Source organism: Pseudomonas sp. FP2254 (assembly GCF_030687695.1).
In the GTDB taxonomy this organism is placed as follows: domain Bacteria; phylum Pseudomonadota; class Gammaproteobacteria; order Pseudomonadales; family Pseudomonadaceae; genus Aquipseudomonas; species Aquipseudomonas quebecensis.
This window is the reverse complement of the sequence record NZ_CP117444.1, coordinates 1,544,667-1,567,327: the sequence shown is the minus strand read 5'-3', so window position 1 is coordinate 1,567,327 and position 22,661 is coordinate 1,544,667. Positions and strand designations below refer to the sequence as shown.

At 62.7% G+C, this 22,661-nt stretch carries 23 protein-coding genes; 9 read left to right on the top strand and 14 right to left on the bottom strand.

Annotated elements, in window-relative coordinates; all coding sequences use genetic code 11:
• Window positions 1–69: 69 nt before the first annotated feature.
• From PSH94_RS07180 to PSH94_RS07165, 4 genes are all read left to right on the top strand, one after another.
• A complete protein-coding gene (locus PSH94_RS07180; protein ID WP_305436959.1) occupies window positions 70–1,767 on the top strand; it encodes a molecular chaperone HscC in 1,698 nt (565 codons plus the stop codon).
• 11 nt (window positions 1,768–1,778) lie between these two features.
• Window positions 1,779–3,392: a J domain-containing protein gene (locus PSH94_RS07175; protein ID WP_305436958.1), complete on the top strand. Its 1,614-nt coding sequence runs from the start codon at window positions 1,779–1,781 to the stop codon at window positions 3,390–3,392.
• A gap of 141 nt (window positions 3,393–3,533) precedes the next feature.
• Window positions 3,534–4,784: an OprD family porin gene (locus tag PSH94_RS07170; protein ID WP_305436957.1), complete on the top strand. Its 1,251-nt coding sequence runs from the start codon at window positions 3,534–3,536 to the stop codon at window positions 4,782–4,784.
• 84 nt (window positions 4,785–4,868) lie between these two features.
• The gene (locus PSH94_RS07165; RefSeq protein ID WP_305436956.1) at window positions 4,869–5,768 is read left to right on the top strand and encodes a polysaccharide deacetylase family protein; all 900 of its coding nucleotides are present in this window, start codon (window positions 4,869–4,871) and stop codon (window positions 5,766–5,768) included.
• Window positions 5,769–5,788: 20 nt separating this feature from the next.
• Here PSH94_RS07165 and pcaC read toward each other — a convergent pair whose 3' ends face one another.
• From pcaC to pcaR, 11 genes are all read right to left on the bottom strand, one after another.
• Complete coding sequence (gene pcaC / locus PSH94_RS07160) at window positions 5,789–6,184, bottom strand: 4-carboxymuconolactone decarboxylase (RefSeq protein ID WP_181081542.1); 396 nt, start codon at window positions 6,182–6,184, stop codon at window positions 5,789–5,791.
• A gap of 10 nt (window positions 6,185–6,194) precedes the next feature.
• On the bottom strand, window positions 6,195–6,986 hold the full coding sequence (pcaD, locus tag PSH94_RS07155; protein ID WP_181081543.1) for a 3-oxoadipate enol-lactonase: 792 nt from the start codon (window positions 6,984–6,986) through the stop codon (window positions 6,195–6,197).
• Window positions 6,987–6,996: 10 nt separating this feature from the next.
• On the bottom strand, window positions 6,997–8,361 hold the full coding sequence (locus PSH94_RS07150; protein WP_266248337.1) for a 3-carboxy-cis,cis-muconate cycloisomerase: 1,365 nt from the start codon (window positions 8,359–8,361) through the stop codon (window positions 6,997–6,999).
• Between the two features lie 19 nt (window positions 8,362–8,380).
• Window positions 8,381–9,676, bottom strand: a complete 1,296-nt coding sequence (locus PSH94_RS07145; protein WP_181081545.1) for an MFS family transporter — start codon at window positions 9,674–9,676, stop codon at window positions 8,381–8,383.
• Window positions 9,677–9,869: 193 nt separating this feature from the next.
• Window positions 9,870–10,436, bottom strand: coding sequence for a protocatechuate 3,4-dioxygenase subunit alpha (gene pcaG, locus PSH94_RS07140; RefSeq protein WP_253511048.1), 567 nt, complete (start codon window positions 10,434–10,436; stop codon window positions 9,870–9,872).
• A gap of 1 nt (window position 10,437) precedes the next feature.
• Window positions 10,438–11,142, bottom strand: a complete 705-nt coding sequence (gene pcaH / locus PSH94_RS07135; protein ID WP_181081547.1) for a protocatechuate 3,4-dioxygenase subunit beta — start codon at window positions 11,140–11,142, stop codon at window positions 10,438–10,440.
• A 23-nt stretch (window positions 11,143–11,165) separates the two neighbouring features.
• The gene (gene pcaF, locus PSH94_RS07130) at window positions 11,166–12,368 is read right to left on the bottom strand and encodes a 3-oxoadipyl-CoA thiolase (protein ID WP_305437720.1); all 1,203 of its coding nucleotides are present in this window, start codon (window positions 12,366–12,368) and stop codon (window positions 11,166–11,168) included.
• Window positions 12,365–13,144 carry a CoA-transferase subunit beta gene (locus tag PSH94_RS07125; protein WP_181081548.1) on the bottom strand — a complete coding sequence of 260 codons (780 nt, stop codon included), beginning with the start codon at window positions 13,142–13,144 and terminating at the stop codon, window positions 12,365–12,367. Before PSH94_RS07125 ends, pcaF begins: the two co-directional genes overlap by 4 nt.
• Window positions 13,141–14,001, bottom strand: coding sequence for a CoA transferase subunit A (locus PSH94_RS07120; RefSeq protein ID WP_305436955.1), 861 nt, complete (start codon window positions 13,999–14,001; stop codon window positions 13,141–13,143). Before PSH94_RS07120 ends, PSH94_RS07125 begins: the two co-directional genes overlap by 4 nt.
• Before the next feature lie 141 nt (window positions 14,002–14,142).
• Window positions 14,143–15,483 (bottom strand): MFS transporter, encoded by a 1,341-nt coding sequence (locus PSH94_RS07115; protein ID WP_253511038.1) that lies wholly within the window; start codon window positions 15,481–15,483, stop codon window positions 14,143–14,145.
• Between the two features lie 146 nt (window positions 15,484–15,629).
• Entirely contained in the window at window positions 15,630–16,472 is an 843-nt protein-coding gene (gene pcaR, locus PSH94_RS07110; protein ID WP_025855315.1) for a pca regulon transcriptional regulator PcaR, read from the bottom strand.
• A 553-nt stretch (window positions 16,473–17,025) separates the two neighbouring features.
• Here pcaR and PSH94_RS07105 point away from each other — a divergent pair.
• Together PSH94_RS07105 and PSH94_RS07100 are read left to right on the top strand one after the other, a co-directional pair.
• The gene (locus tag PSH94_RS07105; RefSeq protein WP_054898413.1) at window positions 17,026–17,226 is read left to right on the top strand and encodes a hypothetical protein; all 201 of its coding nucleotides are present in this window, start codon (window positions 17,026–17,028) and stop codon (window positions 17,224–17,226) included.
• A 290-nt stretch (window positions 17,227–17,516) separates the two neighbouring features.
• Entirely contained in the window at window positions 17,517–18,992 is a 1,476-nt protein-coding gene (locus PSH94_RS07100) for an inorganic phosphate transporter (protein ID WP_181081551.1), read from the top strand.
• 153 nt (window positions 18,993–19,145) lie between these two features.
• Here the strand turns inward: PSH94_RS07100 and ccoM are convergent, their stop codons facing one another.
• Window positions 19,146–19,262, bottom strand: coding sequence for a cytochrome c oxidase subunit CcoM (gene ccoM / locus PSH94_RS07095; RefSeq protein ID WP_277309687.1), 117 nt, complete (start codon window positions 19,260–19,262; stop codon window positions 19,146–19,148).
• Window positions 19,263–19,405: 143 nt separating this feature from the next.
• Window positions 19,406–19,567 (bottom strand): hypothetical protein, encoded by a 162-nt coding sequence (locus PSH94_RS07090; RefSeq protein ID WP_181081552.1) that lies wholly within the window; start codon window positions 19,565–19,567, stop codon window positions 19,406–19,408.
• Window positions 19,568–19,700: 133 nt separating this feature from the next.
• Between PSH94_RS07090 and PSH94_RS07085 the strand changes: the two genes are divergently transcribed.
• The 3 genes from PSH94_RS07085 (at window position 19,701) to PSH94_RS07075 (ending at window position 22,310) form a co-directional block, all read left to right on the top strand.
• Window positions 19,701–20,573: a LysR substrate-binding domain-containing protein gene (locus PSH94_RS07085; protein ID WP_305436954.1), complete on the top strand. Its 873-nt coding sequence runs from the start codon at window positions 19,701–19,703 to the stop codon at window positions 20,571–20,573.
• 91 nt (window positions 20,574–20,664) lie between these two features.
• Window positions 20,665–21,132: a RidA family protein gene (locus PSH94_RS07080; RefSeq protein WP_181081554.1), complete on the top strand. Its 468-nt coding sequence runs from the start codon at window positions 20,665–20,667 to the stop codon at window positions 21,130–21,132.
• Window positions 21,129–22,310, top strand: coding sequence for an aminotransferase class V-fold PLP-dependent enzyme (locus PSH94_RS07075; protein WP_305436953.1), 1,182 nt, complete (start codon window positions 21,129–21,131; stop codon window positions 22,308–22,310). The genes PSH94_RS07080 and PSH94_RS07075 overlap by 4 nt, the downstream gene beginning before the upstream one ends.
• On the opposite strand, the gene PSH94_RS07070 is transcribed toward PSH94_RS07075, so the two are convergent.
• Window positions 22,307–22,648, bottom strand: coding sequence for a hypothetical protein (locus tag PSH94_RS07070; protein WP_034137285.1), 342 nt, complete (start codon window positions 22,646–22,648; stop codon window positions 22,307–22,309). The genes PSH94_RS07075 and PSH94_RS07070 overlap by 4 nt on opposite strands.
• Between the last annotated feature and the right edge of the window lie 13 nt (window positions 22,649–22,661).

Below are 22,661 nucleotides of genomic sequence, written 5' to 3'. Positions count from 1 at the left end.
CATTCCCTTCAACCTTTCGCGGTAAAATCTGTCACAGATTCTTACAGACCACAGAGGGAGCTTGTCGTAATGATCGTAGGAATCGACCTGGGGACAACCAACAGTCTCGCAGCGGTCTGGCGCGGCGATGCCGCCGAATTGGTGCCCAATGCCCTCGGCCAGTTACTGACCCCGAGCGTGGTTGGGCTGGACGACCAGGGCCACGTGCTGGTCGGTCAGGCCGCCAAGGAGCGCCTGCACACGCACCCGCACCTGACCACGTCGCTGTTCAAGCGCTATATGGGCAGTGCCACCGAGGTGCGCCTGGGCGACCGTTCGTTTCGCCCGGAAGAACTCTCGGCGCTGGTGCTCAAGAGCCTGAAAGAAGACATCGAACGCACCTACGGCCACGCCGTCACCGAAGCCGTGATCAGCGTGCCTGCCTACTTCAGCGACGGCCAACGCAAAGCCACGCGCATTGCCGGTGAACTGGCCGGGCTCAACGTTGAAAAACTGATCAACGAACCCACCGCCGCCGCCCTCGCCTACGGCCTGCATCAACGCGACAAAGAAACCTCGTTCCTGGTGTTCGACCTCGGTGGCGGCACGTTTGACGTGTCGATCATCGAGCTGTTCGACGGGGTGATGGAGGTGCGCGCCAGCGCCGGTGACAACTTTTTGGGCGGCGAAGACTTCGACACGCTGCTGTTGGAGCATTTCGTCGACAGCCAGCGCAACGCCCAGGGTTTTCCACCCACCAGCAGCGTGCTGCAGGCCCTGCGCCGCGAGGCCGAGCGTGTGCGCAAGGCGTTGGGCCAGGATGACAGCGCCGACTTCACCCTGCGCGTCGACGGCCAACAGTGGGTCAAGACCATCAGCCAACAGGAACTGGCCAAGCTCTACACGCCACTGCTCGAGCGCCTGCGGGCACCGATCGAGCGTGCCCTACGCGATGCGCGCATCCGTGTCAGTGACCTGGATGAAATCCTGCTGGTGGGCGGTACCACGCGGATGCCGCTGGTGCGCAAACTCGCCGCCGGGCTGTTCGGGCGCTTCCCGTCCATCAGCCTCGACCCCGACCAGGTGGTCGCCCACGGCGCCGCGATCCAGGCCGCGCTCAAGGCGCGTTCCGCCGCGCTGGAAGAAGTCGTGCTGACCGACGTGTGCCCCTACACCCTCGGCATCGAAACCTCAAACCAGTACGGCGGCCACATCGAGAGCGGGCTGTACCTGCCCTTGATCGAACGCAACAGCAGCGTGCCGGTGAGCCGGGTCAAAAGCGTGGTCACCCTGCATGACGACCAGAGCCGCGTCCTGTTGAAGATCTACCAGGGCGAAAGCCGCCTGGTAAAAGACAACATCGAACTGGGCCAGCTGGAAATCGCCGTGCCCAAGCGCAAGGCCGGCGAAGTCTCGCTGGACGTGCGCTTCACCTACGACAACAACGGCCTGCTCGAAGCCCAGGTGAATATCCCGCTGACCGGCGAGCAGCACTCCCTGGTGATCGAGAACAATCCCGGCGTGCTCAGCGCGCAGGAAATCCAGCAACGCCTGCAAGCCCTGGCGCTGCTGAAAATTCATCCGCGCGACCAGCAGGTCAACACCGTCCTGACCGCGCGCCTTGAACGGCTCTATCAGGAAAGCCTGGGTGAGCTGCGCGAACAGCTCGGGCATTGGGCCGCGCAGTTCCAGCAGGTGCTCGATACCCAGGACGAACGCCGCATCCGCGAAGCCCGCAGCGAACTGACCCGGCAACTGGAGCAGCTCGATAACGGGTTCTGGCGCTGAGGAAACCTCCCATGGATTGTTGGACCGTATTGCAGCTGCCGGAAGATGCCGACGAGCGCACCATCAAGCGCAGCTATGCACGCTTGCTCAAAAGCTGCCGCCCGGACGAGGATGCCGTCGGCTTCCAGCGCCTGCGCGAGGCCTATGAAGAGGCACTGAGCGAAGCGCGCTGGCGCGTGGACAACGACGAGCAGGTGGCCGTCGACGCACCGCCGGCCGAAGCGGCCCCCGGCAATCTCAGCGACCTGGCCGGACTGATGGACGTGCGCCCCCTCAGCCCGGCGCCGTTCGACGCCCCCGCGCCAGACCCAGCCGAGGCGCTGATCTGCGGCCTCAATGCCCATAACCTCGATGAACGCTGGGCGCAGGCTCGGCAACAGGGTTGCGCCGACGCGTTCCAGGCCGGCCTGTTGCGCCATTGTTTCACTGCCCCCGGCGAACGCAGCGCCATCGCCCAATGGGCCGCGCAGCACCTGGAATGGCTGACGCCGTGGCAGCAGGTGGCGATGACCGCCTGGCAGTACGAGGCGCTGACCGGCGAACTGTTGCAGGACTACCGCCGCACCTTGCAAGAGCTGCTGGAGCAGCAGGCCGAACGCGAGTTCATCCGCCAATTGACGCAGTACAACAGCCAAGCCTGGTTGCAGGTATTCGACCTGCAGCAACAGTGGCAACGCATCGTTCTGCAATTGCTGCATGACACCCAGTGGAGCGTGCCGCTGTTCGAACGGGTGTGCCAGGCGTTTGGTTGGGATGACCAGAAAGGCGTTTACCCGGAACCGGCGTGGATGTGGCGCCAGTTGGTGTCGCGCTGCGAGCAGGAGAGTTTCTTCGCTCATCTGCAGGAGAAAGCCCAGGACACCCGACGCAACTCCGCCGACGCCCTGGCCGCGCGCCTGCTGCTGACGCCGATGTCCGCCACGCAACAAAAACGCATCATTGATACCTTCGGCGACAACGAATGGAACGCCTGCCAGCACCTGGCCGAAACGTTGACCTGGCGCTACCCGCAACTGATCGAGCGGCTGCCTCAACCTGACCTGTTCTTCTGGCGCAAATTCGTGCCACGGCCGATCTACACCCAAGTATTTATCCGGTTGTGGGCCGTGTTCGCCCTGGGTATCGGCCTGAGCATCGCCCACTCCAGGCCCGACAAACTGGACTTGATGTCGGTGTCGATCTTTATGTTCATGGCACTGGTGCCGGCCGGTATCGGTTTTCGCGTCACGCAGTTTTGGGCCGGGATGAGTTCGACCTACAGAGTGCTGGACTTGTGGCTGAGCCAGCGCTTGATCCCCAAGCGACTCAACCCCAACGACTATTGGCTGGTGATCCGCCACGGCGTGCCGCAGGCGATCATGCTGGTGGCCTGCGGCTTGATGCTCGGCGTACTCGGCGCGTTCACCTATGCCGGCATGGTGCTGATCAACCTGTTGCACAAAAAACGCATCGGTCATATGAGCCAACGCTTCAGCGAAGGCTACCCGTGGCTCAACGGCCTGCATTGGGCGTTCTGGAGCCCGTGGCAAGTGGTGTTCCTGGTGGTGATGGTGGCCGTGATCGTCGCGGCCCAGCATTACTTGCCGGCGTTCCCCTGGACCCACATCGACCTGCCCAAACGCTGAGCCTGCCTGCCGGGCCCCAGCGCCCGGCAACTTGCGTTCGATCACCGCCCACAACCCGCCCTCCCCCGATTGAAGCGCGCCCGCAGCCCCGCGCACCATGGCCGCCACCTGCATAACCCCAATAACAACAGGTCCGCCACCATGAGCACTTTCCATCCGCGCCGGCTGCTGCTGGCCATCGCTGTCGCCAGTCTTGCCCTGCCTGCCGTCGCCCAAGAGCACGGCTTTTTCGAAGACGCCGGCGCCAACCTCAATCTGCGTAATTTCTTCTTCAACCGTAACTTCACCAACCCGAGCAAAACCCAGGGCGGCGCCCAGGAATGGACGCAGAGTTTTATTCTCGACGCCAAATCCGGCTTCACTCAGGGCACGGTGGGGTTCGGCGTGGACGTGCTGGGGCTGTATTCGCTCAAGCTCGACGGCGGACGCGGCACCGGCGGCACCCAGCTGTTGCCGTTGGATCACGACGGTCGCCCGGCCGATGACTTCGGGCGTTTGGGCGTGGCGTTCAAGGCACGGCTGTCCAAGACCGAGCTGAAGGTGGGCGAGTGGATGCCGGTGCTGCCGATCCTGCGCGCCGACGATGGCCGCTCCCTGCCGCAAACCTTGCGCGGCGGGCAGATCACGTCGAAAGAAATCGACGGCCTGACCCTCTATGGCGGCCAGTTCCGCGCCAACAGCCCGCGCGACGACAGCAGTCTGTCGGACATGTCGATGGTGGGCAAAACGGCCTTCACCTCGGACCGCTTCAACTTCCAAGGCGCCGAATACGCATTCAACGACAAGCGCACCCAGATCGGCCTGTGGAACGCCCAGCTCAAGGACATTTACCGCCAGCAATTCGTCAACCTGATCCACAGCCAGCCTGTGGGCGACTGGACCCTGAGCGCCAACCTGGGGTTCTTCTACGGCAAGCAAGACGGCAGCGCCCGCGCGGGCGAGCTGGACAATCAAACCTGGTCCGGCCTGTTCTCGGCCAAATACGGCGGCAACACGTTCTATGTGGGCCTGCAAAAGCTCAGCGGCGACAGTGCATGGATGCGCGTCAACGGCACCAGCGGCGGCACCCTGGCCAACGACAGTTACAACTCAAGCTACGACAACGCCCGGGAGAAATCCTGGCAAGTGCGCCACGACTACAACTTCGCCGCCCTCGGCGTGCCAGGCCTGACCCTGATGAACCGCTATATCAGCGGCAGCAATGTGCACAGCGGCACCGTTACCGATGGCAAGGAATGGGGGCGCGAAAGCGAAGTGGGCTACACCGTGCAAAGCGGTGCGGCGAAAAACCTTACAGTACGCTGGCGCAATTCCAGCATGCGCCGCGACTACAGCAACAACGAGTTCGATGAAAACCGGCTGATCGTCAGTTACCCGATCAGTCTGCTGTAAACCGGCGCGGCACTTGCTGTATGGTGCGCGCCTGCCGCTGCTGATTCGCCCAGCAGCGGCCTCTTTGCCGAGCCCGTGCCCACCATGAAACTCTATGCTTTCGCCGCTGCCGTGCTGGCCCTGGCCCTGAGCCTCGGCGGCTGCATCGGCGCGCCCATCGCCCTGACGCCGCAGACTGAGCAACGCCTGCAAGCCCAGGCGCCGATCCGCTTTCTGTTGACGTTCGATGACGGCCCCAGCGCTTCGGGCTACAACAATCCGACCCGCTCGGTGATCGCCGACCTGGCACACAACCCGATATTGCCGGGCATCAAGGCGGTGTTTTTCCTGCAGACCGAATCCGCGCGCGCAGGCGGCAGTTCGCGGGGTCGCAAGACCATGGAACGCGAGTACGCCGGCGGGCATGTGCTGGCGTTTCACACCGCCACCACCTTCCACACCAATCACCGCTGGCTCAACGACACCGAGCTGGAACGTACCCTCATCCAGGGCGCGGCCGATATCGCCGCCATCACCGGCGCACCGCCGCGCCTGGTACGCCCGCCGTTCTGGAATTACGACCGCCGCACCTTCGCCGCCTACCAGCGCCACGGCATGCAGGTACTGCTCACGGACCTGAGCGCCAATGACGGCAAGATCTGGGGCTTCAACGCCAGCCCGAGGCGGCGCGCCAACCTGTACCGGCAACTGTCGGTGGTGCGCGAGCGTATCGCCCTGGGCGAATTGCCTACGGTGGACGGCGTGATCCCGGTGGTGGTGACCTTCCACGACATCAACCGCTACACCGCGCGGCACCTGCAGGAGTACTTGCAGATCCTGCTGGACAGTGCCCGCATCAACGGCATGCACACCGCCGCCGAGCCTTTCTACACCGACCACGCCGCACTGCAACGCGCCGCACTGGCCCGTACCGTCAAGGATGTGAATGAAGCCGTGCACCTGCCGGGTGTGTGGAACTGGGTATGGGACTCGGATTCCCACTGACCCGGCGTGGCGCCCATCTGTCAGCCCTGGCGGGATTCAACACCCAGCTCGTCCCATACCGACTCGGCCAGATGAAAAGTCGCATTCGCCGCTGGAATCCCGCAATAGATCGCGCTCTGCATCAACACTTCCTTGATCTCGGCGCGGGTCACGCCGTTGCTGGCGGCGGCGCGCAGGTGCAGCTTGAGTTCTTCGCCGCGGTTCATGCCGATCAGCATGGCGATAGTGATCAAGCTGCGGGTGTGCCGGGGCAGACCGGGACGGGTCCAGATATCGCCCCAGGCATGACGGGTGATCATCTCCTGGAATTCGCTGTTGAACTCGGTGAGGGCATTGAGGCTGCGGTCGACATGGGCGTCCCCCAACACGTCGCGGCGCACCTGCAGACCCTCGGCATAACGTTGTTTCTCGTCCACGAAAAGCTCCTTAGCGGCACAGCAGGAATTTAATCACCCGGTCACTGAACGCAGCACCGGCCTGGACGTTGGACAGGTGCGCGGCATAGAACTCGGCGTATTCGGCGCCCTTGACCTGTTGCTGGATAAAGTGGCCACCGGCAGGCGGGGTGACGGCATCTTCACTGCCGGCGATAACCAGGGTCGGCACCTGGATCGACGCTAACGCCCCGCGCAGGTCCGCATCGCGCACGGCCGCGCAGTTGGCGGCGTAGCCTTGAGGCGAGGTGGCGGCGAGCATATCGGTGATCAGTTTGGCCTGGTGCGGGTTGGCGGCGGCGAAGTCGGGGGTGAACCAGCGCGCGATCGATGCATCGCGCAAGGCCACCATCGCATCCGGGCCATCGCGCAGCACCGTCTCGATGCGTGGGTTCCACACCTCGGGCGTGCCGATCTTGGCGGCGGTGTTGCACACCACCAGCCGCTGCAGGCGCTCGCCGGCGTTGATCCCCAGCCATTGGCCGATCAGGCCGCCCATGGACAGGCCACAGAAATGCGCGCGGGGAATCTGCAGCGCATCCAGCAGCGCGAGCACATCGCGCCCCAACTGCTCGATGCGGTAAGGCCCCTCGGTCACCAGCGACTTGCCATGGCCACGGGTATCGTAACGCAACACGCGAAAATGCTCGGTGAACGCCGGGATCTGGATATCCCACATACGCAGGTTGGTGCCCAATGAATTGGACAGCACCAGCACCGGCGCATCGACAGGACCTTCCAGTTGGTAATGCAGGTCGCCCTCGGCGAGTTGTACAAAAGCCACAGCAGTCTCCTCAGGCACTCAATGCAAAATGGTCGGTCACGGCGCGGGTAACCCAGGTGTGCGCCTGGCCCAGATAATGGGCCGGGTCGAGCAGGCGATCCAACTCGGTGGCGGACAGTTCGGCGCTCACCTGCGGCTCATCGGCCAATACCGCGCGCAGATGGCGTCCCTCGGCAACCGCGCGCCGGCAGCAGCGCTCGAGCAAATCGTGCGCGGTTTCGCGGCCCAGGCGCTGGGCGAGGACCATGCTCACCGCCTCGGCCAGCACCAGACCCTGGGTCAAATCAAGGTTGTGGGCCATGCGCGCCGGATCGACCTCCAAGCCTCGGCCCAGCAGCAGCGCCTGTTGCAACGCGCCGGAGACCAACCGGCAAATATCCGGCAGGGTTTCCCACTCGGCATGCCACAGGCCCAGGCTGCGCTCGTGCTCCTGGGGCATGGCGCTGAGCATTGTGGCCACCAGGCCCGGTACGCGGGTGGCGGCGCTGATCAGTACGGCGGCGCCGACCGGGTTGCGTTTGTGCGGCATGGTGGAAGAACCGCCCTTGCCCGGCGCCGCAGGCTCGAACACTTCCGCCGCCTCGGTCTGCATCAGCAGGCTGATATCCCGGCCCAGTTTGCCGAGGCTGCCGGCGATCAGGCCCAGCACACTGGCGAACTCCACCAGGCGATCGCGCTGGGTGTGCCAGGGTTGTTCGGGCAACGTCAGGCGCAATTCGGCGGCCAGGGCTTCGGCTACCGGCATGGCCTGTTCACCCAGGGCGGCCAAGGTGCCGGATGCGCCGCCCAATTGCAGCACCAGCAGGCGCGGTTTGAGTTCGGCCAGACGTTGCCGGGAACGGGTCACCGCACCCAGCCAACCGGCGATTTTCATACCCAGGGTCACCGGCGTCGCATGCTGCAACCAGGTGCGCCCGGCCAACGGCACGGCGGCATAGCGCTGGGCTTGCGCGGCCAGCACTTCACCCAATTGCGCCAGGTCGCTTTCGATCAATACCAGGGCGCGCCGCAGTTGCAGCACCAGGCCGGTGTCCATCACGTCCTGGCTGGTGGCCCCCAGGTGCACATAGCGCTCGGCGTTGGCGTCTTCACTGGCAATCAGTTTGCCCAAGGCCTTGACCAGCGGGATCGCCGAATTGCCCGCCGAGGCGATGGCTACGCCGAGGGCGTCAACGTCGTACAGCGACGCCAGACATGCCTGGGCAATCGGCGCCACCGCCGCTGGCGGAATCAACCCCACGCGAGCCTGCGCCCGGGCCAGGCCGGCTTCAAAGTCGAGCATGCCTTGCAAGCGGCCGTGGTCGCAGAACACCTCAGCCATGCTGTCGGCGGTGAAATAGGCGTCGAACAGTTGGTTGCTCGTGCGCAATGTCATAAGGCTTTCCTACTTCCGATTACAGATCGTGGTGCAAGTACGCCGCCTGCCGGGGCAGGCGCAGGCTGAACAGGAACGCCACCGCCATCATCGCCGTGACGTACCAGTAGAACGTGTTTTCCATCCCCATGGATTTCAGGCCCAGCGCGACGAACTCCGCCGAACCGCCAAAGACCGCATTGGCCACCGCATACGCCAGGCCGACACCGAGGGCGCGCACCTGTGGCGGAAACATTTCGGCTTTCACCAGGCCGCTGATCGAGGTGTAGAAACTGACGATGGCCAATGCCAATGTGATCAGCACGAACGCCAGGAACGGGCTGGCGACGGTCTTGAGGGTGAGCAGGATAGGAACGGTGAGTAATGTGCCGAGGCCCGCGAACCACAGCATCGAATTACGCCGGCCGATCTTGTCCGCCAGCATGCCGAACACCGGCTGCATGCACATATAGAGGAACAGCGCGCCGGTCATGATGTAGCTCGACGTCTTGGCGTGCATGCCGACGGTGTTCACCAGGTATTTCTGCATATACGTGGTGAAGGTATAAAAAATCAACGAACCGCCGGCGGTGTACCCCAGCACCGTAATGAACGCCGCCTTATGGTCGCGAAACAATGCGGCGATGCTGCCGGCGTCTTTGTCTTCGCGGATTTCCTTGCTGGTGGTTTCCTTGAGCGTGCGACGCAGCAGCAGCGAGATCACCGCCGCGATGGCACCGATCACAAACGGGATGCGCCAGCCCCAGGCGCGCAGCTCTTCTTCGGTGAGGAACTGTTGGAGAATCACCACCACCAGCACCGCCAGCAACTGGCCGCCGATCAGCGTTACGTATTGGAACGAAGCGAAAAACCCGCGCTGGCCCTTGAGCGCCACTTCGCTCATGTAGGTGGCGGTGGTGCCGTACTCGCCGCCCACCGACAGGCCTTGGAACAGGCGCGCCAGCAGCAGCAGGATCGGCGCCCACACACCAATGTCGTTGTAAGTCGGCAGGAACGCGATGACCAGCGAGCCGGCGCACATCATCAGCACCGAGATCATCATTGAGTTCTTGCGCCCGTGCTTGTCCGCCACGCGGCCAAACAGCCAGCCACCGATGGGACGCATCAGGAAACCGGCGGCGAATACCCCGGCGGTGTTGACCAATTGCACGGTGGGGTTGTCCGACGGAAAAAACGCCGGGGCAAAGTAGATGGCGCAGAAGGCATAGACGTAGAAGTCGAACCATTCGACCAGGTTGCCGGAGGACGCCCCCACAATCGCAAAGATCCGTTTGCTGCGTTCTTCTCCGGTGTAATGACTGGTTTTTGTGGTCATGATTTTTTTACTCAATGGGAACGGTTATAGCCTAGACATACTTCTCAACAACCATGTTCCGCAAGCAGACTTTCAGGAAGGCAGGCAGTGCCTGGGCCGGCGTCATCGGGGGCAAGCCCCCTCCCACATTTTGATCGCACCACCTATCAACTGTGGGAGGGGGCTTGCCCCCGATGAGGCCCCAACAAGCAACTCAATAATCGAAGAACACCGTTTCCTTATCGGTCCCCTGCAAAATCACATTCCACTGATACACACCGTGCTCACCCGGCGTGGCAATCAACGTGCCCCGTCGCTCTGCCGGCACACAGGCCAGCAACGGGTCATCCCCATTCAGCGCCTCACCGTCGAAGTAAATCCGCGTCAGCAGGTGCTTCACCAACCCACGGGCAAACACCAGCACCACCAGATGCGGCGCCTGGGTGGTGCCCTTCAGTCCGGGCACGCTGCCCGGTTTGATGGTGGTAAACCGGAAGCGCCCTTCGGCGTCCACCGGCACGCGGCCGAAGCCGTCGAAGTTCGGGTCGAGGGCTTTGTCCTGCTCGTCTTCGGGGTGGGCGTACTTGCCGGCGGCATTGGCCTGCCAGACTTCCAGCATGGCGTCGTTGACCACCTCGCCATTGCCATCCAACACCTGCCCGCTGATCGCCACGCGTTCGCCGAGGGTGGCCGCGGTGGTCAGGTCCTCGCGGTTCAGCCAGGTCAGGCCGATGTGGTAATACGGCCCGACGGTGTGGGATGTGGTCGCGTTGAGTGTCATCTTATTTCTCCATCGGCGTGGCGTCGCGGCCGCGCAGGACGATGTCCCAGCGGTAGCCGAGGGCATAGGCAGGGATGGTTTTTTCCAGGTCGAAACGCGCGATCAGACGTTCCTTGGCACGGGTGTCCGGCACGCAGTTGTAGATCGGGTCGTATTCGAGCAGCGGGTCGCCGGGGAAATACATCTGCGTCACCAACCGCGTCAGCACACTGGGGCCGAACAGCGAAAAGTGGATATGCGCCGGGCGCCACGCGTTGTGGTGATTGCCCCACGGATAGGCGCCGGGCTTGATGGTCTGGAACTGGTACCAGCCCTCGGCGTCGGTGACCGTGCGCCCGGTGCCGGTGAAGTTGGGGTCCAGCGGCGCGTCGTGCAGGTCGCGCGGGTGGTGGTAGCGCCCGGCGGCGTTGGCCTGCCAGATCTCCACCAGAATGCCCGGTACCGGCAAGCCATTTTCATCCAGCACGCGGCCATGAATGATGATGCGTTCGCCCTGGGGCTCACCGTCGTGCTGGGCGGTGAGGTCGTTGTCCTGCTCGCCGATCCGCTCGGCACCGACGGTCGGGCCGGTGATTTCCGACAAGGAATGAGGCAGAAACACCAACGGCTTGGACGGCGAACGCAGGTTCGTCGACTGGTATGCCGGGTGCAGGTAGTCAGGCTGGGTGCCCGCCTGGGGGCGCCGGTAACCGGGCTTATCACTCATGGAGCCATCCTCTCTTATTAGGCTTAGACGCGTTCGATCGCCAGGGCCAGGCCTTGGCCGACGCCCACGCACAGGGTTGCCAGGCCTTTGCGGCCGCCGGTTTTTTCCAATTGATGCAGGGCCGTCAACACCAGCCGCGCGCCGCTCATGCCCAACGGATGACCAAGGGCGATGGCGCCGCCGTTCGGGTTGACCTGCGGCGCATCGTCGGCCAGGCCCAGTTCACGCAGCACGGCCAGGCCTTGGCTGGCGAAGGCTTCGTTGAGTTCGATCACGTCGAAGTCGCTGACCGCCAGGTCCAGACGCGCCAACAATTTGCGCACCGCCGGCACCGGGCCAATACCCATCACGCGCGGCGCCACACCGGCACTGGCCATGCCCAATACGCGTGCACGGGCGGTCAAACCGTGTTGTCGCACGGCCTCGGCGGACGCCAGGATCAGCGCCGCCGCGCCGTCGTTGACTCCCGAGGCATTGCCGGCGGTGACGGTCTTGCCCGGGCCGTTGACGGGTTTGAGCGTGGTCAGGGCTTCCAGGGTGGTGTCCCGTGGATGCTCATCGCGCTCCACCACGGTGTTGCCTTTTTTATGGGCGACCCGCACCGGTACGATTTCCTCGGCAAAGTAGCCGGCGGCTTGCGCGGCAGCCGCACGTTGCTGGCTGCGCAGGGCGAACGCGTCCTGGTCGGCACGGGAGACGTTGTAGTCGTCGGCCACGTTGTCGGCGGTCTGCGGCATCGCATCCACGCCATACTGGGCTTTCATCAACGGGTTGATAAAACGCCAGCCGATAGTGGTGTCTTCCAGCGTCATGTTGCGCGAAAACGCGGCATCGGCTTTGCCCATCACGAAAGGCGCACGGGACATTGACTCGACGCCACCGGCAATCGCCAGCTCCATTTCGCCGCTGGCGATGGCACGAAACGCGGTGCCGATGGCTTCCATGCCCGAGGCGCACAAACGGTTGAGGGTCACACCGGGCACGCTCTGCGGCAGGCCGGCCAGCAGCAGCGCCATGCGCGCGACATTGCGGTTGTCTTCGCCGGCCTGGTTGGCGCAGCCGAGGAATACCTCATCGACCGCGTCCCATTGCACCGACGGGTTGCGCGCCATCAACGCCTTGATCGGCAGCGCCGCCAGGTCATCGGCACGCACGCTGGACAAACCACCGCCAAAGCGGCCAATGGGGGTGCGAACGGCGTCGCAGATAAATACCTCGCGCATCAGGCTTCTCCCGGGGTTTGGCCGTGGGCGGCGGCGGTGCGGGCTTCAAGATCGCGCAACGCGGTCAGCTCGACGACGGTGGGTTCGGGGGTAGTGCCGACCTGCTCGGCGAAGCGAATCGCCCAGCCGGTGGCGGCCACCACCTGTTCGCGGGTCACGCCGGGATGCAGCGTGGTGACCACAAACTCATGGGTGCCCTCCTCCGGCTCCATGATGCACAGGTCGGTAATAATCCCTACGGGACCTGCACCCGGCAGACCCAGGCGTTTGCGCGAGTCGCCACCTTCGCCGTGGCCGACCGAGGTGATGAAGTCCAGTTTGTCGACGAACGAGCGCGCCGATTGTTTGAGGATAATCAACACGCTCTTGGCCGAACCGGCGATCTCCGGCGCGCCCCCGGCCCCCGGCAGGCGCACTTTGGGTTGGTGGTAATCGCCGACCACAGTGGTGTTGATATTGCCGAAGCGGTCTACCTGGGCCGCGCCGAGAAACCCGACGTCAATGCGCCCGCCCTGCAGCCAGTAGCGAAAAATCTCGGCCGTGGGCACCACGGTGTCAGCGGTTTGCGCCAACTCGCCATCACCGATGGACAGCGGCAGCACGGACGGCTTGGCGCCGATCGGACCGGACTCGTAAATCAACACCACATCCGGCGACGAGGTCAGGCGCGCCAGGTTGGCGGCTTTGGAAGGCAGGCCGATACCGACGAAACACACCGAGCCGTTCTGGAGGCGACGCGCGGCGGCGACGGTCATCATTTCATGGGTCGAATAAGTCATTGCTTGGCCTCCTGGGCGGCGGCCAGTTTGGCCTGGAACGCAGTGAAATCGGCAGTGCCGCGGATGTAGTCGTCGATCCACGCAGTAAACGTCCCACGGTCGCGAGCGATTGGGTCCCACGCCTGATAGAAGCGGTTATCCCGCTCGTTGTAGCCATGGGCGTAGGACGGGTGCGCGCCGCCGGGCACATGGCACACCGCGCTCAGGGCCCAGGTCGGCAGCACGCAGCTGTTCATCGGCGCATTCAGGTCGTCGACGATTTCTTCCACGGTGACGATGCAACGCTTGGCGGCCAGCGCGGCTTCTTTCTGCACACCGAGAATGCCCCAGAGCAGTACGTTGCCCTTGCGGTCGGCCTTCTGCGCGTGAATCACCGTGACGTCCGGGCGCACCGACGGCACGGCCGCCAGCACTTCGCCAGTGAACGGGCACGTCACGCTCTTGATCAGTGGATTGACCTTGGGCAAGTCGGAACCGGCGTAAGCACGCAGCACCGCAAAGGGTAGGCCGGAGGCGCCGGCAACGTAGGCATTGGCCAGGTCGGCGTGGCTGTGTTCTTCGATTTCCAACGGCTGCGGCCACTGCTTCTCGACCGCGTCGCGCAGACGATGCAAGGAACCTACGCCGGGGTTGCCGCCCCAGGAAAAAATCAGCTTGCGGGCGCAACCGGCACCGATCAACTGGTCGTAGATCAGGTCGGGCGTCATGCGGACCAGCGTCAGGTCTTTCTTGCCTTGACGGATGATTTCATGACCCGCTGCCGTAGGTATGAGGTGGGTAAAGCCTTCCAATGCGACGGTATCGCCGTCATTGACGAATTGCTTTACCGCATCACGCAGCGCGAGGATTTCAGCCATGGGGTCGGGCTCCCGGTGTTGATCGAAAAAGGCGCTGAGGGGGCGCCGAAGTGCTTGCAGATTAAGCCGGGCAAATAGGCCAAACAATCCGATAATCGACTAAGCGTTCGATTATCGAACCGATTGTTGGCAGGCTATCGATCAGGTCGCGTCGGCGTGGCTGACCATGCCTTTGATCACCACGGCAGTGGTGGCCAGTGCGGCGGGAATCACCAAGGCGCTGAGCACTTGCTCGAAGTTCCAGCCCAGGCCCAGCAGCGTGGCGCCCATCCAGGCGCCGAGAATCGCGCCGAAACGCCCGATGCCGAGCATCCACGACACGCCTGTGGCGCGGCCCTGGGTCGGGTAGAACCGCGCCGCCAGGGAAGGCATCGCCGATTGCGCGCCGTTGACGCACATGCCGGCGACCAGCACCAGGGTGGCCAGTAGCGTGATATTGCCCAGGCTCTGCCCGACCGCGTAGGCAAATACCCCGGCCAACAGGTAAAACGTGCCGATCACCTTGTGCGGATTGAACCGATCCATCGCCCAACCTACGCCGACCGCGCTCAACACGCCGCCGAACTGGAACAACGCGCCGATAAACGCGGCCTGCTCCATGCTTGCGCCGCTGTCGCGCATCAGCGTCGGCAGCCAACTGGTCAACAGGTACACGATTACCAGGCCCATGAAGTACGTCAGCCACAGCAGCAAGGTGCCGGCGCTGTAGGTACCGGAGAAGATCACCGCGAACACGTTGCGGGCCTTCACGGTTTTTTGTTCGGGCACGCTGAAATGAGTGGCCTGGGCGACCAGGTTGGGTTCGATGGGCGAGAGGGTCCGGCGCACTTTGTCGGCGCCACGGTTGCGTACCACCAGATAACGCGCCGATTCCGGCAACCACACCAGCAATACCACGGCCAGGATCAACGGCAGGATGCCGCCGATCAGCAGCAGACTGTGCCAGCCGAATGCCGGAATCAGCTTGGCCGAAATAAACCCGCCGCCGGCCATGCCCAGGTTGAAGCCGCAGAACATGCTGGTCACCAGCAGCGACTTGTGGCGTTCAGGAGTGTATTCGGAGAGCAAGGTGGTGGCGTTGGGCATCCCCGCCCCCAGGCCCAGCCCGGTGAGAAAACGCAGCACCAGCAACTGATCGACGTTGCTGCTGTAGGCCGAAGCCAGGCTGAAGGCACCGAATACCAGCACCGCGCCTACCAGCACGACTTTGCGCCCGAAGCGGTCGGCCAGCGGGCCGGAGCCGAGGGCGCCGAACACCATGCCGATCAACGCGGCGCTCATCACCGGGCCGAGGCTGGCGCGGTCAATGCCCCAGTCCTGGGACAACGCCGGTGCAATAAAGCCCATGGCTGCCGTATCGAGGCCATCGAGGAACACAATCAGGAAACACAGGATAACCACGCGCCACTGATAGCGTGACAGCGGCTGGGCATTAATAAAGGACTGCACGTCCAGGGTGGTACCGACAGAAGGCTGATTCATTATTTTTATTCCACACCGATGGCGGGCGGACGGCCTGGGGCCGTCATTCTTATTAAGTGGCGCTTGAACAGCGCTGCCGCACATTAATAAGCCGGGGGAAACAGCGTCAATTGATCAGCTCGGGATCTGTGCGGTCACCGAACAGCTTACGCAAATAATTGCGCACTCAGCTCGCGGCTGGCGCTGAGCATGCTCGGCAGGAAGCGCTGCTCCAGCTCGCTGCGGCTGACACGCCCGGCGTGGGTGCTGACGTTCAGCGCCGCGAGCACCTGCCCGGAAGCGTCATAGACCGGCACCGCGATGGAACGCAGGCCTTGCTCGAGCTCCTGGTCGACGATGCACCAGCCTTGCTGGCGTACCTGCTGCAGGCATTCGAACAACGCTTCGGGGGTGGTGAGGGTGCGGCTGGTCTTGGTTTGCAGGTCGGCATGATCGAGGTAGTCCTGCAGCGAAGCGTCGTCCAGCGCCGCCAAAAGGATGCGCCCCATGGACGTGCAATAGGCCGGCAAACGCCCGCCGACGGACAGATCGACCGAGATCAGCCGCTGGGTGGTCGCCGAACGCGCAATGTAGAGGATGTCGTCGCCTTCGAGGGTAGCCATGTTGCATGCCTCGTGCAGTTGCTCACTCATGCGGTCCAGATAAGGTTGGGCCGACACCGCCAGTGGCGTGGACGACAGGTACGCATGGCCCAGGGTCAGCACCTTGGGCAATAACGAATAGGTACGCCCGTCGGTGGTGGCGTAGCCGAGCTTGATCAGGGTGTGCAGACAACGGCGCACGGCGGCACGCGGGATTTCGGTGCGGTGGCTGATCTGGGCGATGGTGAGGTGGCGCTTGCGCTCCTGGAACGCCTGCACCACCGCCAGGCCGCGAGCCAGGGAGGTCATGAAGTCGGGGTCACCGGTGAACGCCTGGATGCGCTTGGCCGGCGAGGCAACGATCGGAGGCGCCACGGACGCGAAGGAATTGCGCAATTGATCGTTCATCTCGATGCCTTCTCTTATTGTCAGCCGCTGGGGAGGTTTGCCAGGTATTACAAGCCGCGCCGGCTGCGGGATACAAGATTGCGCCGACATCACTGTGCGATTATCGGACGATGATTCGATAATCGCAATTTAGCGCGAGCACACCGCAGAGTGCTTAGCCGTGAGTGTGCCAAGGGAAAGTTGTACAAATGCATTAACAGCGTTTAACCAATTGTGAAGCGCAGGCACTTATTAAATGCTCACACACCGATGTAACAAAAGCCTCATACAAAGTTGAAGCTTTTTAACTCTATGCCGATAGTGTTATACAAATGCGCCGCTATAATGCACCCTGCGCCCGGATCGCGGTCTGCAGGTTCGCCGACCACGCCTGCCGCCACTGCACAGGAGTGCGGGGCAAGCGCACTATCAGCCTGAAATGACCCGCACGTCGCATGCAAAGGCACCTGTGTTTCATAAGTTGGCGTTGCAAGGGGTCAACTCTGTTCGCCTTGAGACGCCATCCAGGCATAACGCTTTAACTTACTTACACCCAACTCAATTAGGTAACGATGTGACGAAAGATGAACTGCGCGCGGAACTAGAGCGCCAGGAACAACGTTACAAGGACGTTTACGGCGGGGAAGTCACCACCTACGCCGCCCAGCCTGAACCTGAGCGTAAGCCATGGCGCAAGCGCGCCAGCCTGCTGGACCAGGCCTTTGCCCAGGAAATCCAGAAGATTGAAGAGGAACTCAAGACCGAAGAGCCGTAGGCGCAGCACAAAAGGATGGCGCATAGCCAGCTCGAGCCAATCCGCCTCTCTGCGCCCTCGGTAAAATTTCATACAAATGTTTCAGAGATGACGTTTTGGCGACAATCGCCCTCGCAAAGGGGCCGCGGCTATATAAATCAATGACTTGTCAAAGCCCCGGAAACCCTGGGATGCACAGCGCTCCCCGGTGTTTTTCCAGTGAAGATTGTTACCGATGAGCAGCTAGTGCATCGATTACTGAGGTTTTCTGGCATAATCGCGCCCCCTTACGACCGGGTCAGAAAACCTTCATGATCGATTTATTCAGCGGACTGGATGCGTGGGTTCTAGTGAGCCTGTTGCTCGCCCTGGCCTTTGTCCTCGCCTTCGAGTTCATCAATGGCTTTCATGACACCGCTAACGCGGTGGCCACAGTCATCTATACCAAAGCCATGCCGCCGCACCTGGCCGTGTTCTTCTCCGGGGTGTTCAACTTCCTCGGCGTGTTGCTCGGTGGTGTCGGTGTCGCCTACGCCATCGTGCACCTGCTGCCGGTGGAGCTGTTGATCAATGTGAACACCGGTCATGGTCTAGCCATGGTCTTCTCATTGCTGGCGGCGGCGATCACCTGGAACCTGGGCACCTGGTACTTCGGTATCCCCGCGTCCAGCTCCCACACTCTGATCGGCTCGATCCTCGGCGTCGGCCTGGCCAACGCACTGATCAACGATATCCCCCTGGCTGACGGTGTGAACTGGCAAAAGGCAGTCGATATCGGTGCCTCTCTGGTGTTCTCGCCGATGGCCGGTTTCCTGGTGGCAGCCCTGGTGCTGATCGGCCTGAAGTGGTGGCGCCCGCTGTCGAAGATGCACAAGACTCCGGACCAGCGCCGCAAGCTCGACGACAAAAAGCACCCGCCGTTCTGGAACCGTCTGGTGCTGGTGATCTCGGCCATGGCCGTGAGCTTCGTGCACGGTTCAAACGACGGTCAGAAAGGTATCGGCCTGATCATGCTGGTGCTGATCGGTATCGTGCCGGCGCAATTCGTTCTCGACCTGGGCAGCACCACTTACCAGATCGAACGCACCCGCGACGCCACTGTGCATTTGAGTCAGTTCTATGAGCGCAATAACGCAACCCTCGGCGAGTTCCTGGCCCTGGGCAAAAGCGTGAAAGATGACCTGCCGGGCAAGTTCCAGTGCAACCCGCAGCAGACCGAGCCGACGATCAATGCGCTGGTCAACACCTTGAAAGGTGTATCCGACTACCACTCGCTGAGCGCCGATCACCGCATCGAAGTGCGTCGCTACCTGCTCTGCCTGGACGATACCGCGAAGAAAGTCGGCAAGCTGCCAGGCCTGGATGCGCGCGAGAAGTCGGACCTCGACAAGCTGCGCAAAGACCTGACCGCCACGACCGAATACGCACCGTTCTGGGTAATCCTGGCCGTCGCATTGGCCTTGGGCCTGGGCACCATGGTGGGCTGGAAGCGCGTAGTGCTGACCATCGGCGAGAAGATCGGCAAACAGGGCATGACCTACGCACAAGGCATGTCGGCGCAGATCACCACGGCGAGCATGATTGGCCTGGCCAACATCTTCAGCCTGCCGGTATCGACCACCCACGTGCTGTCGTCGGGTGTCGCCGGCACCATGGTTGCCAACAAAAGCGGCCTGCAAGGCGGCACGGTCAAGACCATCCTGATGGCCTGGGTGCTGACCCTGCCGGCGACCGTTGCGCTGTCGGCCGGGTTGTTCTGGCTGGCGTCCAAGGCGCTGGGCAGCTGATCGCCCTACGCTGAAAAAAGAAGGTGCGGCCTCGCAAGAGGACCGCACCTTTTTTTATGACTGGGCATTAGCGAAGAGCTCAAATCGCAGGTAAAAAAAAGGGCGACCGAAGTCGCCCAAAATGCCTTGCGTGCTCATGTAATCCAGAAAGACCTATGGTTTTTTACGCTTATTCGCGTCTTTCCAGATAAAAAATCCAAACCCTACAAAGAACATCACCATGAGGCTGACGGTCAGCACTCCGGCAAACACCACATTATCGATGAACATGACCGCCCTCCCGTGCTTGCCCTGTTGCGATGGGGCTAAGTTAACGGAGATGGTGCAGGGGAAAATTGACGAGGATCAATGTCGCCCGCAACGGGGCGTAAAGAAGGGCAATAACTGACCTGCATCAATAGATGCAGGGCATTTCAACGCTTTTTGGGTTTGTTTTTCGGTTTTTTCTTGGTTTTCCCAAGCGGCATGGCCTGTTCAAACGCCTGGCGCACTTCGTTCAGACGCTTGTCGTTCAGGTCATGCACGCGCTTGGCACGTTCGGCATTCAGGTCGATCAGCTTGGGTTCATCACTCATGGCTTGGCTTACGTGGTGGCGGGAAGGCCTCAATAATGCGGCCTCGCCCGCCCGACGGCAAATCAGCGGGCGACAAAAGGCAGGCCATCGACCAAAATCGACGCGTCTGTCCAACCTTTTGAGGCGTCCCCAGGTGGCACTGCACAAAGACCTTCCACCGCTGCTGGCCCTGCGCGCTTTCGAAGCCGTGGCACGACATTTGAGCTTTATCAAGGCAGCGTCTGAATTGTCGGTGACCCAGAGCGCGTTGAGCCATCAAGTGCAGAAACTGGAGCAGCATCTGGGTAAATCACTGTTTGTCCGGCGCACACGTGCGATTGATCTGACCGCCGATGGCCGACAGTATTACGACGACATTCGCCCGGCCCTCGACGCGATCGCCGTCGCCACCCGTGCGCAACGGGCGGCGCCCAGTACGACGGTCTTGCGCATCGGTCTGCTGGCCTCGTTCGCCACACTGTGGCTGGCCCCGCGCCTGGCCGGATTTCTCAACCGCTACCCGTCTATTCAGGTTGAGTTGCTGCCGGCCATTCAACTGGCCAATGTCGCCGCCGCCGAAGTCGATCTGGCGATCCGCTATGGCAAAGGCGACTGGCCCGATGTACATGCCACACGATTGATGCCGGAGGTGATTTCCCCGGTGTGCAGCCCTGCGTTCAAGGCCGGCCCATTGCACAAGGGGCCGTTGCTGATGGCCACTTCGCACCGGCCGTTCGAGTGGAGCGATTGGTCCGCGCATTACCAGGTCGATCTGGAGCACCACCCCCGCGTGCTGCTGCACGACTACAACATCGTCGTCGAAGCAGCCGTGGCCGGCCAGGGCATTGCCATGGGCCGGCATCGTTTGATCGAAAGGCGTTTGCAGGATGGCAGCCTGGTGCCAGCCTTCGATTGGCCGCCTTATCACAGCGATATCGGTTACTGGCTGATCGCCCCGCCAGGCGGTATCAGCCCAGCGGCCGAATGCTTCGTTGAGTGGCTGAAGGACGCCTGCACTGACGCGTGAGTTATTTCGATACGTCGGGTGAGATCTATCCGTTTGTCGCCGCCGCTCAAGGCCAACATGCTCACGCCTCCCACTCTTAAGAGGTTTGACCATGGACTCCCTCCGCGCCCGCGTAAATGCTCTGGGCCTGACGCTGCCCTCCCCCAGCCAGCCGATTGCCAATTACATCAACCATGTCGCCAGCCACCATCAACTGTTTATCTCCGGGCAAATCCCGCTGGTGGACGGCAAGCCTGCTTATGTGGGCCGATTGGGCGAGACCCTCGGCGATGAAGAAGGCGTTCGGGCCGCGGAACTGGCGGCCCTGGGATTGCTCGCGCAATTGAGCGATGCCCTGGGCGATGACCTGTCGCGCCTGGTACGAACGCTGCGCCTGGGCGTGTTCATTGCCGCCAGCAGCGATTTTCAACGCCAGGGCATGGTGGCCAACGGCGCATCGAACCTATTGGTCAACGTCCTGGGCGAAAAAGGCCGGCATGTCCGCACTGCGATAGGCGTGGCCAGCCTGCCCGCCGGCGTGGCGGTGGAGGTTGATGCGGTGTTCGAGGTGCAGCCGTGAGCCCGCTGGAGGTTCGGCAATTGCGCGCGGCCACGCCGGGCTGCCAGTCGGGGTTGGTGCATTTCAATCATGCCGGCGCCTCCCTGCCGAGCCAGGCGACCGTCGATGCCATCATCGAGCAACTGCAGCGCGAGGCGCGCGACGGGCCAATGGAAGCCGGCGAGCACGGCGCCGTACTGGCGGACAATGCCAGGCGCGCCGCCGCGCGGTTGCTCAACGCCCCGCCCTCCTCCATCGCCTTCGCCGGCAGCGGTTCGAGCGCCTGGAACCTGGCATTCCAGGCCCTTGGTCCCTGGCAGCCGGGGGACCGGATCCTGGTCGGGCGCCATGAATGGGGCGGCAACCTGGCGAGCATGCAAGTGGCCGTAAAAGCGGGCGCCCGTGTGGAAGTGATCCCCTGCGATGCCAGCGGCGCCGTATGCCCGCTGGCGCTGACGGCGATGATCGACGCGCGGGTCAAGCTTATCGACCTGACCTGGCTGCCCGCCAACGGTGGCCTGATCAACCCGGCCCAGGCCATCGGCGAAGTGGCCAGGCGCCATGGCATTGCCTACTTTATCGATGCCGGCCAAGCCGTCGGCCAGATCCCGGTGGATGTGCAGGCGCTGCACTGCGATGTACTCAAGTGCGCCGGGCGCAAGCACCTGCGCGGGCCACGCGCAACGGCACTGCTGTATGTGCGGCCGGCGTTTCTGCCGCGCCTCGACCCGGCCCAGCGCGATGTGTTTTCCGCACCGTGGAGCGCGCATGGTTTCGACCTGCGCAATGACGCCCGGCGTTTTGAAACCAGCGAAGTGTCCTACGCCCTATTGGCCGGATTGGGCAATGCATTGCACGAGATCAATCAGCTTGGGATCGAGCGAGTATGGGAAAGGGTTGCGCAGACAAGTGCGAGAATTCGCCAGGCATTGGGTGAGATCGAGGGCATCTCGCTGCATGACCTGGGCGAGCATCGATCGGGCTTGATCGCCTTCAACCTGGAAGGCTGGGACGGGTTCGAACTCAAACGGCAACTGGCCTTGCAACGCATCAATATCGGCGCCAATAACGTGGCCTATACCCCGCTGGACATGCAGGCAAGGAGCCTGCCCGGCATCGCGCGCATCTCCGTCAGCCCGCTTAACGACGAGGGCGATATCGAGGTCTTGCTGAACGCCCTGCGCGCACTGCGTGGCTAGACTTCGACGTCTACCCACAATCCCTGGCGCGGCGCATCTTCAATCAGCGGCACGACCGGCACGGTGTTATCGGCGTTGAGCACATCGCCAGGAATGGCCAGGTGCTGCTCCGGGTCTTCATCCGCCTCCCGCCGACGCTTCTGCTGTTCCTGCTGGCGACGCTGTTCCTCGCGCAGCAGAAAGGTGGATTGCTCGGCGTCGCCCTTTTTCAGATCGATCGTACTTTCGTTGGAGCCCTGTTGCACGGGCACCACGGGCGGGATATCCGGCTTCTGGCGCACCGGGTCAAGTTGTGACGTGACCGGCACGACGCTGACGGGCAGCATGGGTGGCAGCATAAGTTTTTCTCTC